We start from the raw sequence: 14,401 nt of genomic DNA on the forward strand, positions 1-14,401 counted from the left end.
CGGTGCGGGACTGGTGGCCAGAGTTGTTCCACTCCTGCCGCGGTGCGGGACTGGTGGCCAGAGCTGTTCCACTCCTGGGCGCGGTGCGGGGCTGCCGAACGGGACTACTTCGCTACTCCCGCGGTGCGGGGCTGGTGAGCAGGACGGTTCCGCTCTTGCCCGGGCGGCGGGCGTGGGCGATGGCCTCGGCGAAGTCGGCGAGGTCGTAGGTGGCGGCGACTTCGAGCAGTTCCGGGGCGGTCTCGGCCATGCGGGTGGCGAAGGCGACGTCCTCGGCCCGTTGCTCGGGCGTGCGGGTCAGCCACCGGCCTACCGACACTCCCCGCACGGTCAGTTCCCGCGGGACCAGCCCCAGCGACTCCACCGGCGTGCTGCCGGAGCCGAGACCGCCGTACGTGATCAGCGTGCCGCTGTCGGCCAGCAGCGCGACCAGATCACCGGTCAGTGATCCGCCCACCGCGTCCAGCACGACCTGGGCACCTCGGCCACCGATGGCGTCCCGGGCCTGGGTACGCCAGTCCGGGTCGGCCGTCGAGATCGTCGGCAGCCCGGGGAAACGCTCCCGCAACGCCTGTGCACCCGCGGCGCTCCGCACCAGGTTGACCAGCGGGAAGCCATGCATCAGCGCGGCCGCGCCGACCAGCCTGCCCATCGACGAACCAGCGGCTGTCTGCACCACCGGCCCGCCCTCACCGTGCCGGGCATCGCCGACGGCCCGCAGCAAGGTGAGCAGCGTGAGCGGGTTGACCAGCATCAACGCCGCGGTCTCGGCGCTGACCCCCTCGGGCACCGGCACCACCAGCTCGGCCGGCGCCGTCACGAGGTCGCTCCACGCGCCCGGCACCGGGAAGAACGCCACCCGCTGACCGGCTCGGGAACCCTCCACACCCTCCCCGACGGCCTCGATGACGCCCGCCCCCTCCACACCGGGGCTCCGCGGCACGGCGTACCGCTGCAGTGGCCCGCCACCCAGCCCCTCCACTGCGATGAGATCTCCGGGGTGGATCGGCCGGGACAACACCCGCACCACCACCTGCCCGGCGGCCGGGGCGGGCGGGGCCGGCTCCTCGCGCAGGCTCAGCACCTGTGCGGCGTCTCCCTGCCGGTCGTAGGCGATCGTGTGCATGGAACTCTCTCCCACAGCATGTATTAATGATGGCTGTCATCAGAACTAGCAACTATGATGAGGATCATCATCGAAAAGGTCAAGCCGAGGGTGAGGAGAAAGGACGGTCATGCCGCGGATCACCAAAGAAGACAAGGCCCGCAACCGGCAGAACATCGTCGAAGCGGCGAGCCGTATGTTCCGCTCGCAGGGCATCGACGCGGTCGGGATCGCCGAACTGATGAAGGAAGCGGGGCTCACCCACGGCGGCTTCTACAACCACTTCGCGTCCAAGAACGACCTGGCGGTGGAGGTGTGCAACGCCGCCTTCGACGCTTCGCTGGGAGGGCTGGCCCGGATGATCGAGGAAGGCCCCGGCCAGGCCGGTTCACCGCTTGAGCGGGTCGTCGCCGGGTACCTGTCCGCCGGCCACCGCGACGCCGTGGACGGCGGCTGCCCCTCCGCCTCCCTGGTCACCGACGCCGGACGACAGAGCGAAGGGGTACAGAGCGCGTACGCCGAAGGTGTCGAGGGTTACCTGACCGGCTTCACCGCCGAGATCATGCGCGAAGCCGAGGAGAACGGGGAGCGGCCCGATCCGGTCGAGGCCCGGCAGCGCGCCATCCGGCTGCTCAGCGAACTGGTCGGCGCGATGACCCTTGCCCGCGCCGTCCACCAGGTCCAGCCCGGCCTCTCCGCCGAAATCCTGCGGACCGGCCGCGAGCACGCCCTCGACTGAAGTCGCTCACAATCTGTTCGGTCAGAACCTGGGCGCGTCCTCGCGGCCCGACGGGAAGGGGCGCCGGCCTGCCCCCTCCTTTCGGACACCTTCCCCTGGGTCCGCACCGTTCGGCGCTCCCGGAACTCCCGACCGTCTAGCTCACTCCGTGTCGTCGAAGGTCCAGACGGCACGGGTGCCCGGGCCGACGACCAGCGTCGACCGGCCGATCTGTTCCTGGTGCCGGTACCCCACGGAGCGGTTGAGTGACAGGCCGATCTGTCGCAGGCCGACCTGGTCGCGCGGAACGGCGTCGAGGCGGATCGTGGTCCCGCCGCCCAGCGCGACGACGCCACCGCCTGCCGTAGCCCTGACGACGAACCCGCCGGCCCGCAGCAACGGCACCGTGCTGGCGATGTCCCGTTCGGTGACCGCGAGGCGGATGGAGGTCACGTCACGCATCAGATGGCTGCTGTAGTCGTCGGACAGGTAGCGCTCCCGGCCCATGTCACCGGGGTAGTTGGCCGGCTCGGTCTTGCTGCGCGGATCGGCGAAGTACTCCGGCAGGTACTCCATCGCCCAGGCCCCGAAGGCGTCGTACTGGTCGGTCGTAAGGATGGCGTCGAACCACGGGACCGGGACACCGTCACCGAAGTCGCGCGTCTGGCGGAACTCGACCGGGGTGACCCCCTGGTCCCGCACCCGTTCCGTCACTGTGACGAGGTCGCCGGCATGCTCGGTCGAGATGCCCATCCCCGTGGAGCCGAACGCGCCGTCCTGACCGGGCAGATCGCCGACCCCGAAGAGTTCGACGTACGTCTCGCGGCCCATGAGATAGCGACCGGTCCAGGTCTGCCCGCCGGCACCGGTCGTGGTGCGCACCTGGAAGTTGGCGAACTCCCTCAGGTATTCGGAGTGTTCGATGGCATCGGCGGTCTCCCGGTCGAGCACTCCGTAGGCGTGGTTGTAGAACAGCAGCTGCCGGTCGGGCAACTGCCGGCTCCCCTCGGCCCGCGCCACACTCACGCCACCTTCCACCACCCCCGTGAGGGCGACGGCGAGGGCCACAGCGATGACCATGAGCATCCGCAACATCCGGCTCAGCAGCATGCGGGGGATCGTAGAACGGAGAGAATCACGGGCACTGTCGATTCGAGGATGACGACTCGAAACCGACGCTCGCAGGCATCCCTGTCTCATCGGCCTCTCACCGGTCGGGCCTGCAGCCACCTCGCTGTACACGCGAACCTGCGTTGCCCGGTTTCGGAGTTGCGGGTCTGGCGGCGGGATTCGGGGGAACACGTAGCGCACCACGACGACATGACGAATCAGGGGAGCTGTTCCATGCTTGGTATTGCCGCGGCGGTGCTGTTCTTCATCGCCTTTTTGATCAACGCTGCCGAGATCGACACGAACGACACATTCTCGTCCGGGAATGTCATGCTCCTCGGCCTCACCCTGCTGGCACTGCACGTGGCGGGGATCGGCAGTGGCTGGGCGAGCCGAGCCCGCAGACGCTGACAAAATCGCGGCTCAGTGGCTGAGCGTCGGCACGGTTCGGGGTGCCGGCGCTCAGCTGTCACTTGCGCCGACCGGCTGTCGTCGTACACGCAGACAAAGCCGGGGCGGTGTGGGACGCGAATACCGGGTCACCCGTCGTGCATGACACGCCTTCGCGGTTTCGGACACCGGCGCACCTCGGATCGGCACGACGGGGAGCCCCCGCACCACACACCCGAGGATCCTGCGACGCGTGACGGGAGCGACGGCCCCGGGCAGACCTCGTCGGGCGACCTCGTGCCCAACGAGGGCTTCGGCCCGGACGCGGACGTGGAGCGGGATGCTCCGGACACTCCTTCGGAAATGCCGAAGAAGTCGTGGTGGGCGGTGTTGCGGCGGACGATCGGCGAGTTCAAGGCGGACGAGCTGACGGACCGCGCCGCGGCGCTGACCTACTACGGAGTACTGTCGCTGTTTCCCGCACTGCTGGTACTGGTCTCGCTGTTGGGACTGGCCGGCAAGTCGGTGACGGACAGCATTCTCGACAACCTCACCCAACTCACCCCGGGCTCAGCCCGTGATGTGATCACGAGCGCGGTGCAGCAGTTGCAGGGCAACGCGGACACCGGCTCGGTGATGGCGATCGTGGGTCTGGCGCTGGCGGTGTGGTCGGCGTCCGGTTATGTGGCCGCGTTCATCCGCACCTCGAACGTCGTCTACGACATTCCCGAAGGACGGCCGGTCTGGAAGGTACTGCCGGTCCGCGTGGGTCTCACCGTTGTGCTGATGGTCCTGGCGGTCGCCAGTGCGCTGATCGTCGTCTTCACCGGCGGACTGGCCCGGCAGGCCGGTGCCGCGTTCGGGATCGGTGACACCGCTTTGGACGTGTGGTCCATCGCCAAGTGGCCGGTACTGGTGGTGCTGGCCACCGTCATGATCGCCGTTCTCTACTGGGCAACGCCCAACGCCCGTGTCCGCGGCTTCCGTTGGGTCACTCCGGGCAGCTTCCTCGCGCTACTGATCTGGATGATCGCCTCCGCCGGGTTCGCGTTCTACGTGGCGACGTTCGCCTCGTACAACAAGACCTACGGCACCTTCGCCGGAGTCGTCGTCTTCCTGCTCTGGCTGTGGATCTCCAACCTGGCGATCCTCCTGGGCCTTGAATTCGACGCCGAGTTGGCCCGCGAGCGCGCCGTCGTCGGCGGCCTTCCTGTCGAGGCCGAGCCCTACGTCGAGGCGCGCGACACACGGAAGTGGGACGAGCGGGACAAACGGCGTCTCCGGGAGCAGCAGTGACCCCGTCCGGCACATGACGGCGAGGGTTCGGATCGCTTCACCGGGTACCCGGCACCAACACAACCACTACGACGGCGAAGAGAGAGGGTGACTGCCATGGCCACGGTCAACCCCCAAGGCGACCGGAGCGACACCGAGCAGCCGGTGGGCGAGCTGGTCCAGCGCGCCTCGCAGCAGTTGTCGCAGTTGGTGCGCGACGAAATGCGGCTGGCGCAGGCAGAGATGGCGCGGAAGGGCAGGCAATTCGGCTTCGGCAGCGGGCTGTTCGGCGGCGCCGGGCTGGTCGGCGCGCTGGCTCTGCAGGCCCTGGCCGCCACCGTGATCGCCACCCTGGCGCTGACGCTGCCGGTGTGGGCCTCGGCTCTGATCGTCACCGGTGCCCTGGCCGTGATCGCCGTGGCTCTCGCCGTGGCCGCCAAGCGGCAGATCAGCAAGGCGACCCCGCCCGTGCCCGAGCAGACCATAGGCAGCGTCAAGGCTGACGCGGCCGAGATCAGGGAGAAGGCTCACCGATGACCCAGCACAAGCCCGAGGACAGCCGCCACGTGCCCACGCCCGACGAGCTGCGCGAGCAGGTCGAGCACACCCGCGAGGAGCTGGGGCAGACCGTCGAAGCCCTGGCCGCCAAGACCGACGTCAAGGGCCGTGCCATGGAGACTGCCGCCGAGGCCAAGGAGCAGGCCGGCCAGAAGGCCGCTCAGGTCTCTGCTCAGGTACGTGCCACGGCCGCCCACGCCGCGCAGTTGGTGAAGGACAAGACCCCCGAGCCCGTACGCGACAAGGCCGGCCGTGCAGCCGTACAGATCCGGGAGAAGGTCACCGAGGCCGGGCACCTCGCGCACGACAGGGCCCCGCAGCCGGTCCGCGAGAGGGCCGACCGGACGGCGCAGATGGCACGGGACAACCGCACCGCGCTGCTGGCCGGCGCGGGCACCGCTGTCGTCCTGCTGCTCGCGCGCCGTTCCCGCAATGCGCGCCGTGCGCGCAAGGGGCACCGGTGAAAGCCTCCAAGCTCCTCTACAAGCCGGTCGGCCTGGCGCTCGGCGCGGTCGGCAGCTTGCTGGTCGGCGCCGCGTTCAACCAGACCTGGCGGCTGCTCGGCCACGACGAGAACGCGGACGCCACCACGGACCTCGACCGCCCCTGGCGGCGGGTTCTGCTCGCCGCAGCCCTACAGGGCGCCACCTTCGCGGTCGTCAGGGCCGCCGTCGACCGCTCCGGCGCGGCCACGACCCGCCGCCTGACCTCAACCTGATCCGCCGCCATCGCTGCATCCCGTGTTGACCATTGACCATTCAGCCAACACGCGCCGGGGTGTTGGGGAGAGGCCGCAGGCCGGCGTACCGGGCGGCGCCGGCCTGCTCACCGCACCCTGGTCTTGCGGGAAGACCTACCCGCGGGCTCTGCAACCCGTGTCCGCGCCCGACTCCGCCGCGGACACGGAGCAGAGTGCCCCCGACCACCAGCACAGACCTCCGATTGCCCGAGGGCTGGCCAAAAAGCCGAGTCTGAGGTCACTATCTGGATCTGGCTTGATCCCGTGTGGCGGGCCACCTGCTCAAGGCGAGCGTGCCCGCGCGCCATCCGCTACGACATCCGGCCGGTCCTGCACGGCCGACCGACCCGTTCCGGCATCGCGAAGAGAAAGACCACCGAAGAGAAAGACCACCATGGCCGAGACCACGTCTTCACGCGGCTCATCTCCCGTCGAGGCCGCCCTGTGACGGTCGCCCGCGTTCCCGGCCTGATCCTGCCGGTCACTTTTCTGGTGGCTGCCGTGATCTGTGCCGTCTGGTGCTGGCGACACCGAGGAGAGTAGGCAAGGCCCCCGCGGCACCGTCACGCTTCCGGCAGGGCCGCCGCCTACGCTCGGGCAGGCGGCAGGAACGCGTCGGCCCGTACGTGCGGCATCACTCGACTCGCCACGCGGTAACGGCCGTTGGGGACGTGTCGGGACTTGGTGACATGCACTGCGAGCGGGCCGGCCCATTCGTAGCCCTTGCGTTCGCCGTGCCGGGCCAGGGTGTCGGTGAGTACCTGGTCGATGCGGTCGTCACCGTTGCGCTCAAGTTCCTCGTGGGCGAACTCGGCCAGTTCGACGTCGTAGGCGTTGGGGACGACAACACGGCTCTCGCTGCACACGATGGCGTGGTCGTCGCACTCCCGACGCAGGGCATCGAGGAGCTCGACCGGTTCCTTGTCCCGGATCTGCCCGAGCATCCGCTGTCCGAAGCGCTCCAGCGCTCGTTCCAGGCCGGTGAGTGTGCTCACGCCTGCCGCGTCTCGCCCGCTTGCTCGTTCCTGTCGTTCTCTCCGCCTCATCCCCCGCGGGTGCCCGGACTCCGGAGGTCGACGCGTCCTGGGCACCCAGGGATCCGGAACGGACCGCTCGGCCGACCCAGGGGCCGCTGCTCGATGCCCGCTGCTGCCATAGGGCTGGCCGCAACCTCGCGCGCACGGCCGAACGGACCCACCGGCGCGATTCCTCGCGTCTGCCGATCACTCCGCGCCTTGAACTTCCCGATCGCTCCCCTCAACACCCCGCTCCCCGAACCGCCTTGACAAAGGCGGGCATCCGGCCGATGTCCGGTGGGGCCTGGGCAGTGGGTCGCTCAGGCCCTGGCCTTTCAGGGAAACGAGAGAGTGCGGGCGAAGAGGGTGACGAGGATCAGTACGACGGGGAAGCAGACCAGGAACATGGCGAAGGTGTAGCCCATGATGTCGCGTGCCTTGAGCCCCAGGATGGTGAGTGTGGGCAGCATCCAGAAGGGCTGGAGCAGGTTGGCGCTGGCCTCACCGAGGTCGTAGACGACGACCACCCAGCCCTGGTTCACCTGGAGTTGGTTGGCCGCGTCGAGCACGTAGGGCGCCTCGATGACCCACTTGCTGCCGCCACTGGGGACGAAGACGCCGAGAATGCAGCTGTAGATGGCGATGAACGCCGGGTAGAAGAACTGGTTCGACACCGACACCAGCCAGCCGGCGATGGTCTTGCTCAGCCCGGTGAACGCGATCATCCCGAAGATGCCGCCGTACAGAGGGAATTGGAGCAGGACGCCGGAGGCCGCCGGCGTTCCGTCCTTGACGGCCTGCGCGAGGCGTACGGGCCGCCAGTGCAGGATGAGCGCGAGCAGGATGAGGATGAGGTTGATCGTGTTGAGGTCGAGGGCGTTGAGAGCGCTGCCCTCCGCTTGGGCGAAGTGCCGGGCCAGGTACCAGGCACCGAGCGCGAACAGCAGGATCGCGAAGACGGGGCTGTACTCGATCCACTCTCCGGGCCGGCCGCGGCGCAGCTGCGAGCGTTCCTCGCCGACGCTGGGTCCCAGGTCGATGCCCAGTTGTTCGGCGGTCTTCGCGCGCTCCGGTGAGGGCGACAGGAGCCAGGCCGTTCCGACGGCGATGACGAAGATGATCGCCGTGGCCACGATGCCCTGCCAGAGGAAGATGGTATCCGTCAGGGGGATGAGGCCGCTGCCCCTGCCCTCCGCGATGACCTCCTGGACCGCGGGCGGACTGGACGCGGCGCTGGCCACCTGGAGCGCCGCCGATCCGGACAGTCCCTGGGCCCATACGGTTCCGAGGCCGAGGAAGGCCATCGCGCCGAGCGCCCGGTAGTCGACGCCCGCGACCCGGCGCGCGATCTCCTTGGCGAGGATGGCGGTGAAGATGAGACTGAACGCCCAGTTCAGATATGAACTCACCATCGCGACGGCCGCGGTGAACGCGATCGCGCCGCGCGGCGTATGGGGCACTCGCGCGACCCTGGCGATCAGCCGGCCGACCGGTGGCGACACCGCTACCGCGTACCCGGCGATAATGATCATCGCCATCTGCAGGGTGAAGGTGATCAGCGACCAGAATCCCTGACCCCACGCGTCGACAAGGCCGTAGCCGGTCGTCGCCGCCGGATCGGAGGGTGCGCCGAGGAGTTTCTCGCCGGTCGCGAGACCGAGTGCGAAGACCGCGAAGGTGCCCACCAGTACGAAGCCCAGCGCGTCGGGCAGCCACTTCTCCGTGAAGGCGGTGAAGCGCAGTGCCATGCGCGCCAGCCAGTTCTCCCGGCGCGTTGTCCGTTCTGGATCCTGCGGGGGCGCCGTTGCCATCGCGTGTCCTCCTGTAGGCGTGAGGGCTGGGTCGCCCAGGTATGCAGTGTCGATGATCTTCAATCCCACCTGGCCGAAAGGCAATGTAGATGAACCACACAGCCCTGCGGGGCTTCATGTGGGTCATCGCCTTCCCGTGCCGCACGTGAGCAAGTACGGTCGGCGTTGTGACCTTGGAGGACAGCGACCGGACGTTCCTGGAGTTCCTCGCGCGAAACGCGCCTTCAGCCGAGTTCGAGGAGCCGCTCATCGCCGCCCGAGCGAGCGGGGCGAGCGCCGAGGCCCTCGCCGAGCTGGAGCAGTCGAAGCTCCTGGCGCTGCGGGTGCGGGCGGCACTGGACCGGAGCCGCCGCCGGGAGGCCGAACTCTCCGCTCTGTACGAGACGGTCGGCGACCTCGTGGCGCTGCGTGACGTCGACGCCGTGCTGGAGGCGATCGTGCGCCGGGCTCGCAAGCTGCTCGACACCGACACCGCCTACCTCGCCCTGTACGACCCGGTGCGCGGCCACGCGTACATGCGCGAGACGAACGGATCGGTGTCGGCGAAGTTCCAGCAGCTGCTGATGCCCCTGGGAGCGGGACTCGGCGGCCTCGTGGTGCAGACCGCGTCGCCCTACTTCAGCAGCAGCTACCTGGGCGACGCCCGGTTCCAGCACACGCGGGCGATCGATGAGGCAGTGACCGAAGAGGGGTTGGTCGCCATCCTCGGCGTGCCGCTGCGCCTCCGCGGGAACGTCATCGGAGTTCTGTACGCGGCCGACCGCAGCGAGCGCCGCTTCGCGCGCGACGAGGTCAGCCTGCTGAGCTCCCTCGCCGCGCACGCGGCCGTCGCCCTGGACAACGCTCGTCTGCTCCAGGAGACGCGGACCGCCCTGGAAGAGCTCAACACCGCCAACCGGAAGGTCGAGGCCCGCAGCGCGTCCGTCGAGCGCGCCGCGGCGGCCTATGAGCGGTTCACCGATCTTGCCGTACGAGGTGGCGGTGTCGACGACATCGCCCGTGCGGTCGCCGACGTGCTGGGCGGCTCCGTGGTCGTGGTGGGGCCCGACGCGCGTCCGCTGAGCCGGACCGGCGCGACGCCTCCGGCTGAGGGCTTCCCCGACGAGCCGACCCTGGCCGACGCGATGGCCCGCTCACATTCCGAGGGACACAATGTGACCTGCGGTCCCTGCACGGTCGCCGCGGTGGCGGCCGATCAGCAACTTCTGGGTGCTCTGCTGATCTCCGGTGCGGGCGAACTCGACGCCACGGACGAGGTGATCCTCGAACGCGGGGTTCTGGTGACCGCGCTCCTTCTGCTGTTCCGTTCCTCGCTCGCACAGGCCGAGGAGCGGGTGCGCGGTGAACTGCTCACCGATCTGCTCACACAACGCCACGGCGACTATTTCGCCGTTCAGGAACGGGCCCGCCGGCTCGGCACCGATCTCGACGAGCCGCATGTGGTCGCCGTAACCGCCTGCGACGCCGTCCCCGCGGAGCGGATCGCGAGCGCCGCCGGCGCGTGGGCGAAGGCCCGCCGCGGCCTGGCCGGCCGCCATGAGGGTCGTATCGTGCTCCTCGTCCCGGGCGAAGACGCCTCCGCCGTCGCCCGTGATGTCGCGTCCGAACTGCGCACCGCGCTCGCGCGGCCGGTGACCGTCGGGGCGGGCGGCCCGCTCTCCGGCACGGACGCGCCCGAGGCGTACACCGAGGCGCTGCGGTGCCTCGGCGCCCTGCAGGCCCTCGGTCGCGGTGGCTCGGCCGCCGCCATGACCGACCTCGGCTTCCTGGGCCTCGTCCTCGGCCGGCACGCCGACGCCCACGGTTTCGTCAACCGCCTCCTCGGCCCCTTGATCACCTACGACGAACGGCGAGGCACGAGCCTGCTGCACACGGTCGACTCGTACTTCGAGCACGGGCAGAGCCTGACGCGCACCAGCGCGGACCTGCACGTGCATGTCAACACCGTCACCCAGCGTCTGGAGCGCGTCGGACAGGTGCTCGGCGAGGGATGGAACACCCCACAGCGCGCCCTGGAAACCCACCTGGCCCTGCAACTGCGCCGCGTTCTCGCCGGCTGACGGGCCTCCGATGCGGGTCGGCGAGACTCGTTCGTCTCACCTCGCAGGACGTGGGCTTACCTCGCGGCAGCGGGGTATACGGGCTGTGCACCGATCCGTTTCAACGGCCTCGTGACAGGAGGAGAGTTATGCCTGGTTTCATGGACAAGATCAAGCAGTTCACCAGGAGCCCGCAGGGCCGCCGCACCATCGAGCAGGTCCGTCGCGCCTCCGCCGATCCGCGGCGCCGGTCCCAGGCCCAGCGACTGCTGGGCAAACTCCGCGGGCGACACTGACGTCCGTCGGAGTGGAGTCGGTCCGTTCTGTTCGGCGGTTGACCTTTACACGGCCACCAGAACCAGGGCCATGGGCCACGCGCGAGAATCCGTGCGTCACAGGCCGTGAGCACCTTCCGAGCGGCCCGAGCGTTCGGTGTGCGGAATACGAACCAGGGCGCTGATGTTGTGCCGCCGATGAGCGATTCGTCCCCCGCCTTTCCGCCAATCGACCGCGGTTCCGTCCGCCGGCGGTTGGCGGTCGAACGCGCCAGTACGAGCGCGCGGATCGCGGCATTGAGTCGTGACTTCGACGGAATCGTCGAGGCGAATGCCTTGGTGGCGGTCGACGACGAGCACGACCCGGAGGGGTCGAGCACAGCCTTCGAGCGGGCCCATGTCGCCTCGTTGCTGGCACAGGCCTCCGACCACCTGGCTGAGCTGGACCGGGCTCTGGAACGGCTGGAGAGAGGCGCCTACGGGCGGTGCGAGCGATGTGGCGAGCCGATCCCGGCGGAGCGGCTGGAGGTGCGCCCGGCGGCGACCACCTGCGTGCCCTGCGCCGCGGGGCGTCTCCGCTGACCCTCTGCGCTGACCGTCTGCGCTGACCCTCTCCGCTGACCCTCTGCGCTGACCGTCTCCGCTTACCGCGGCAACAGCGGTGTGCGACATCGCGGCAGTCACAGGTCGCGGCGGTCGCGCAACAGGCCCCACGGACACTTGTCACCGCAGGTGAACCCCGAGATCAGCCCGGCGCCAGGAACACGACGATGTCCGCCTCGTCGCCCGGTACAGGGTCGGGCTCCCACCAGCCGACGCGGCGGTAGAACGCGAGCGTGTCGTGCGCCTGGTTCCAGGTCAGCAACCACGCCCTGCCGCCGGGCGCGGTGGGGTGGCGGTGGCGGTGGCGGCGTACAGCCGTCGGCGCCCCAGACCGCTGCCGCGGGCGTTTGGCCGTACCCCCAGCTCGTCGATCTCGAACGCTCCGACCAGGAACTCGTTCACCCGGTCTGCACCGAGTCGCCTGGTCACCTTTCCGTAGACACGGTCGGTACGGAACGGGGCCTCGGTGGTCCAGCCCCTGACGAAGCCGCCCAGCTTGCCGTCGTCCGAGATGGCCAGGATGGCGCGGAAACCGGGGCGGCGCGCATCCGTCCTCAGCCGTTCGCCGAACGCCGCCCGGGTCGCCTCCGGGTCCCGGTGCTCCCAGGGCGGGGCGGTGAAGATCTCGACGTATGCCTCAGTGAGCTCGTCGGCGACAGTGAGGATGTCCGGGCCGAAGTACCGCATGACGGGCGAACCTACCCGCCTGTCTCGCTGCTTCACACACGGGCCCGCCGACAGCGCGGCGAGACGTGACGTGCCCCTCGCCTCGTGCCGGGCCGACCCGGAGATGCCGCTGTTGACCACGTCGACCGCACCAAGTAGCAGCCGAAGACCGTCACAGGCCCGACCCGCGGTCGCGGTCGGGGACGCGCCTCACGGAGCCGTTCGCGCCGACTCGGCCCAGGACAGTGCCGCGCCCGTGCGAACGGAGGCCGCCGTGCCCAACTCCCTCTCGTAAGTCGCCACTTGTTCTTGGCGGATCAATCACAGTGTGCTTGGCTCACCCCGGTCCTTGGCTCAGCCCATGCATCGGCATACGGAGGCCTGTGGTGTCACCCACGAACGAACCTTCCTCGTCCCCTGCCAGACCCCGGCCCCGGCCCGCCGCCCTGAGCCGGCGCGGCCTGCTGGTCGGTTCCGCCGTCGTGGCGGGCGCACAGGCGCTGAACATCCGAACCGCCCACGCGGAGCCGGTGCACCAGGACCCCTTCAAGCTCGGTGTGGCCAGCGGCGACCCGCTGCCGGACGGGGTCGTCCTGTGGACCCGGCTGGCCGCCGACCCCTACGACGCCGCGTCCATGGGGGCCCGCCCGGTGCGCGTCGAGTGGGAGATCGCCACTGACGAGCGGTTCCGAAGGGTCGTCCGGCGCGGCAGCGAGACCGCGGAACCCGCGCACGCGCACAGCGTCCACGCGGATGTACGGGGCCTGGCGCCGGGCCGCGACTACTGGTTCCGGTTCCGTACGGGCCGTCAGATCGGGCCGGCCGCCCGGACCCGTACCGCCCCCGCGCCCGGCTCTCGCCCCGACGGGCTGCGGATCGGGCTGGTCAACTGCCAGGACTGGCAGAACGGTTACTGGCCCGCGTACACCGCGCTGGCCGAGGAGGACCTCGATGTGGTCCTGCACGTCGGCGACTACATCTACGAGTACGACCCGAGCAGCGCCTACGCGGACCGGTTGCACACCGCCCCGCAGGCCTCCGGACTCGACCAGTTGGTCACCCTCGCCGACTACCGTGGCCGGCACGCGCAGTACAAGACCGATCCCGCCCTGCAGGCGGCCCATGCCGCCTTTCCCTGGATCGTCACCTGGGACGACCACGAGGTGGAGAACAACTACGCCGGTGTCGTCGACGAGATCGACGACACCGGCGCACGCCATCAGGACCCCGCCGCCCTCGCCCGCCAGCGCTCGGCCGCCTATCAGGCGTACTACGAGCACATGCCGCTGCGGCGCAGATTCGTCAACGGTTCCTCGGACTACCGGCTCTACCGCCGCTTCGACTTCGGCGACCTGCTCCGGCTGAACGTCCTCGACACCCGCCAGTACCGCACCGACCAGCCCGGCGGCTTCTCCACCGACTTCGGCAGCATCGCGGCCGGCCTGGGCAACACCGACGGGACCCTCACCGGCGCGGCGCAGGAGAAATGGCTGAGCCAGGGGCTGCGGCGCTCCCCCGCGCGCTGGAACGTCATCGCCCAGCAGGTCATGATGAGCCAGATCAGATTCCCCAACTTCCTTGACCCGACACACCCGTTGCCGCCCATCGCCAACCTCGACCAGTGGGACGGATACGACCCGGCCCGCGCCCGCTTCCTGCGCTTCCTGCGGGACGCCCAGGTGGCCAATCCGGTCGTGCTCGCCGGGGACATCCACTCGTCGTGGTTCAGCGATCTGCGGATCGACCGCGACGACCTGGACAGCGACCCGGTCGCGGTCGAGTTCACCGCGACCAGCATCAGTTCCGACTTCCCCATCGCCTTCGACGCGCCGCTCAAGGCCTACAACCCGCTCCTCAATCCGCACGTCCGCTACTTCGACGGCTCGCGCCGCGGATACCTGCGGCTCAACGTCGGCCGACAGCAGTGGACAACCGACGCCCGGACCGTCGACAGCATCGCGGTCCGCCAGTCGCCGGTCAGCACCACCGCTTCCTGGGCCGTGACGGCAGGCGAACCGGGGCTCACCGCCGTGTGATCCACCGGAACCGCAGGAGCCGTACAGCAGCTGCGGCGGCAGTCCGACGGAGAGCGTCCC

15 protein-coding genes are annotated in these 14,401 nt (G+C 69.6%); 10 read left to right on the forward strand and 5 right to left on the reverse strand.

Annotation, left to right across the window (positions count from 1 at the left end; all coding sequences use genetic code 11):
• Positions 1–112: 112 nt before the first annotated feature.
• Positions 113–1,126 carry an alcohol dehydrogenase catalytic domain-containing protein gene (locus ACFWP7_RS24405; RefSeq protein WP_384384583.1) on the reverse strand — a complete coding sequence of 338 codons (1,014 nt, stop codon included), beginning with the start codon at positions 1,124–1,126 and terminating at the stop codon, positions 113–115.
• Between the two features lie 109 nt (positions 1,127–1,235).
• On the opposite strand from ACFWP7_RS24405, the gene ACFWP7_RS24410 reads away from it, so the two are divergent.
• Complete coding sequence (locus ACFWP7_RS24410) at positions 1,236–1,844, forward strand: TetR family transcriptional regulator (protein WP_384384586.1); 609 nt, start codon at positions 1,236–1,238, stop codon at positions 1,842–1,844.
• Positions 1,845–1,985: 141 nt separating this feature from the next.
• On the opposite strand, the gene ACFWP7_RS24415 is transcribed toward ACFWP7_RS24410, so the two are convergent.
• Positions 1,986–2,933 carry a DUF5829 family protein gene (locus ACFWP7_RS24415; protein ID WP_384384589.1) on the reverse strand — a complete coding sequence of 316 codons (948 nt, stop codon included), beginning with the start codon at positions 2,931–2,933 and terminating at the stop codon, positions 1,986–1,988.
• A gap of 234 nt (positions 2,934–3,167) precedes the next feature.
• On the opposite strand from ACFWP7_RS24415, the gene ACFWP7_RS24420 reads away from it, so the two are divergent.
• From ACFWP7_RS24420 to ACFWP7_RS24440, 5 genes are all read left to right on the forward strand, one after another.
• Positions 3,168–3,344: a hypothetical protein gene (locus tag ACFWP7_RS24420; protein ID WP_384384592.1), complete on the forward strand. Its 177-nt coding sequence runs from the start codon at positions 3,168–3,170 to the stop codon at positions 3,342–3,344.
• A gap of 141 nt (positions 3,345–3,485) precedes the next feature.
• Positions 3,486–4,619: a YihY/virulence factor BrkB family protein gene (locus ACFWP7_RS24425; protein WP_384384595.1), complete on the forward strand. Its 1,134-nt coding sequence runs from the start codon at positions 3,486–3,488 to the stop codon at positions 4,617–4,619.
• A gap of 96 nt (positions 4,620–4,715) precedes the next feature.
• A complete protein-coding gene (locus ACFWP7_RS24430) occupies positions 4,716–5,135 on the forward strand; it encodes a phage holin family protein (protein WP_384384598.1) in 420 nt (139 codons plus the stop codon).
• Positions 5,132–5,620 carry a DUF3618 domain-containing protein gene (locus ACFWP7_RS24435; protein WP_384384601.1) on the forward strand — a complete coding sequence of 163 codons (489 nt, stop codon included), beginning with the start codon at positions 5,132–5,134 and terminating at the stop codon, positions 5,618–5,620. The genes ACFWP7_RS24430 and ACFWP7_RS24435 overlap by 4 nt, the downstream gene beginning before the upstream one ends.
• The gene (locus ACFWP7_RS24440) at positions 5,617–5,874 is read left to right on the forward strand and encodes a DUF4235 domain-containing protein (RefSeq protein WP_384384603.1); all 258 of its coding nucleotides are present in this window, start codon (positions 5,617–5,619) and stop codon (positions 5,872–5,874) included. The genes ACFWP7_RS24435 and ACFWP7_RS24440 overlap by 4 nt, the downstream gene beginning before the upstream one ends.
• A gap of 608 nt (positions 5,875–6,482) precedes the next feature.
• On the opposite strand, the gene ACFWP7_RS24445 is transcribed toward ACFWP7_RS24440, so the two are convergent.
• Together ACFWP7_RS24445 and ACFWP7_RS24450 are read right to left on the reverse strand one after the other, a co-directional pair.
• On the reverse strand, positions 6,483–6,890 hold the full coding sequence (locus tag ACFWP7_RS24445; RefSeq protein WP_384384606.1) for a DUF3662 domain-containing protein: 408 nt from the start codon (positions 6,888–6,890) through the stop codon (positions 6,483–6,485).
• Between the two features lie 356 nt (positions 6,891–7,246).
• Positions 7,247–8,722 carry a short-chain fatty acid transporter gene (locus ACFWP7_RS24450; protein WP_384384609.1) on the reverse strand — a complete coding sequence of 492 codons (1,476 nt, stop codon included), beginning with the start codon at positions 8,720–8,722 and terminating at the stop codon, positions 7,247–7,249.
• Between the two features lie 167 nt (positions 8,723–8,889).
• On the opposite strand from ACFWP7_RS24450, the gene ACFWP7_RS24455 reads away from it, so the two are divergent.
• The 3 genes from ACFWP7_RS24455 to ACFWP7_RS24465 all read left to right on the forward strand — a co-directional run bounded on the left by ACFWP7_RS24455 (position 8,890) and on the right by ACFWP7_RS24465 (position 11,618).
• The gene (locus ACFWP7_RS24455) at positions 8,890–10,782 is read left to right on the forward strand and encodes a helix-turn-helix domain-containing protein (protein WP_384384612.1); all 1,893 of its coding nucleotides are present in this window, start codon (positions 8,890–8,892) and stop codon (positions 10,780–10,782) included.
• Positions 10,783–10,910: 128 nt separating this feature from the next.
• Positions 10,911–11,057, forward strand: coding sequence for a hypothetical protein (locus ACFWP7_RS24460; protein WP_384384615.1), 147 nt, complete (start codon positions 10,911–10,913; stop codon positions 11,055–11,057).
• Positions 11,058–11,234: 177 nt separating this feature from the next.
• The gene (locus tag ACFWP7_RS24465; RefSeq protein ID WP_384384618.1) at positions 11,235–11,618 is read left to right on the forward strand and encodes a TraR/DksA family transcriptional regulator; all 384 of its coding nucleotides are present in this window, start codon (positions 11,235–11,237) and stop codon (positions 11,616–11,618) included.
• A gap of 276 nt (positions 11,619–11,894) precedes the next feature.
• On the opposite strand, the gene ACFWP7_RS24470 is transcribed toward ACFWP7_RS24465, so the two are convergent.
• Positions 11,895–12,326 carry a GNAT family N-acetyltransferase gene (locus ACFWP7_RS24470; RefSeq protein WP_384384621.1) on the reverse strand — a complete coding sequence of 144 codons (432 nt, stop codon included), beginning with the start codon at positions 12,324–12,326 and terminating at the stop codon, positions 11,895–11,897.
• Between the two features lie 365 nt (positions 12,327–12,691).
• Between ACFWP7_RS24470 and ACFWP7_RS24475 the strand changes: the two genes are divergently transcribed.
• Entirely contained in the window at positions 12,692–14,341 is a 1,650-nt protein-coding gene (locus ACFWP7_RS24475; RefSeq protein ID WP_384384623.1) for an alkaline phosphatase D family protein, read from the forward strand.
• Positions 14,342–14,401: the final 60 nt, after the last annotated feature.

The organism is Streptomyces sp. NPDC058470, from assembly GCF_042721055.1.
GTDB lineage: Bacteria > Actinomycetota > Actinomycetes > Streptomycetales > Streptomycetaceae > Streptomyces.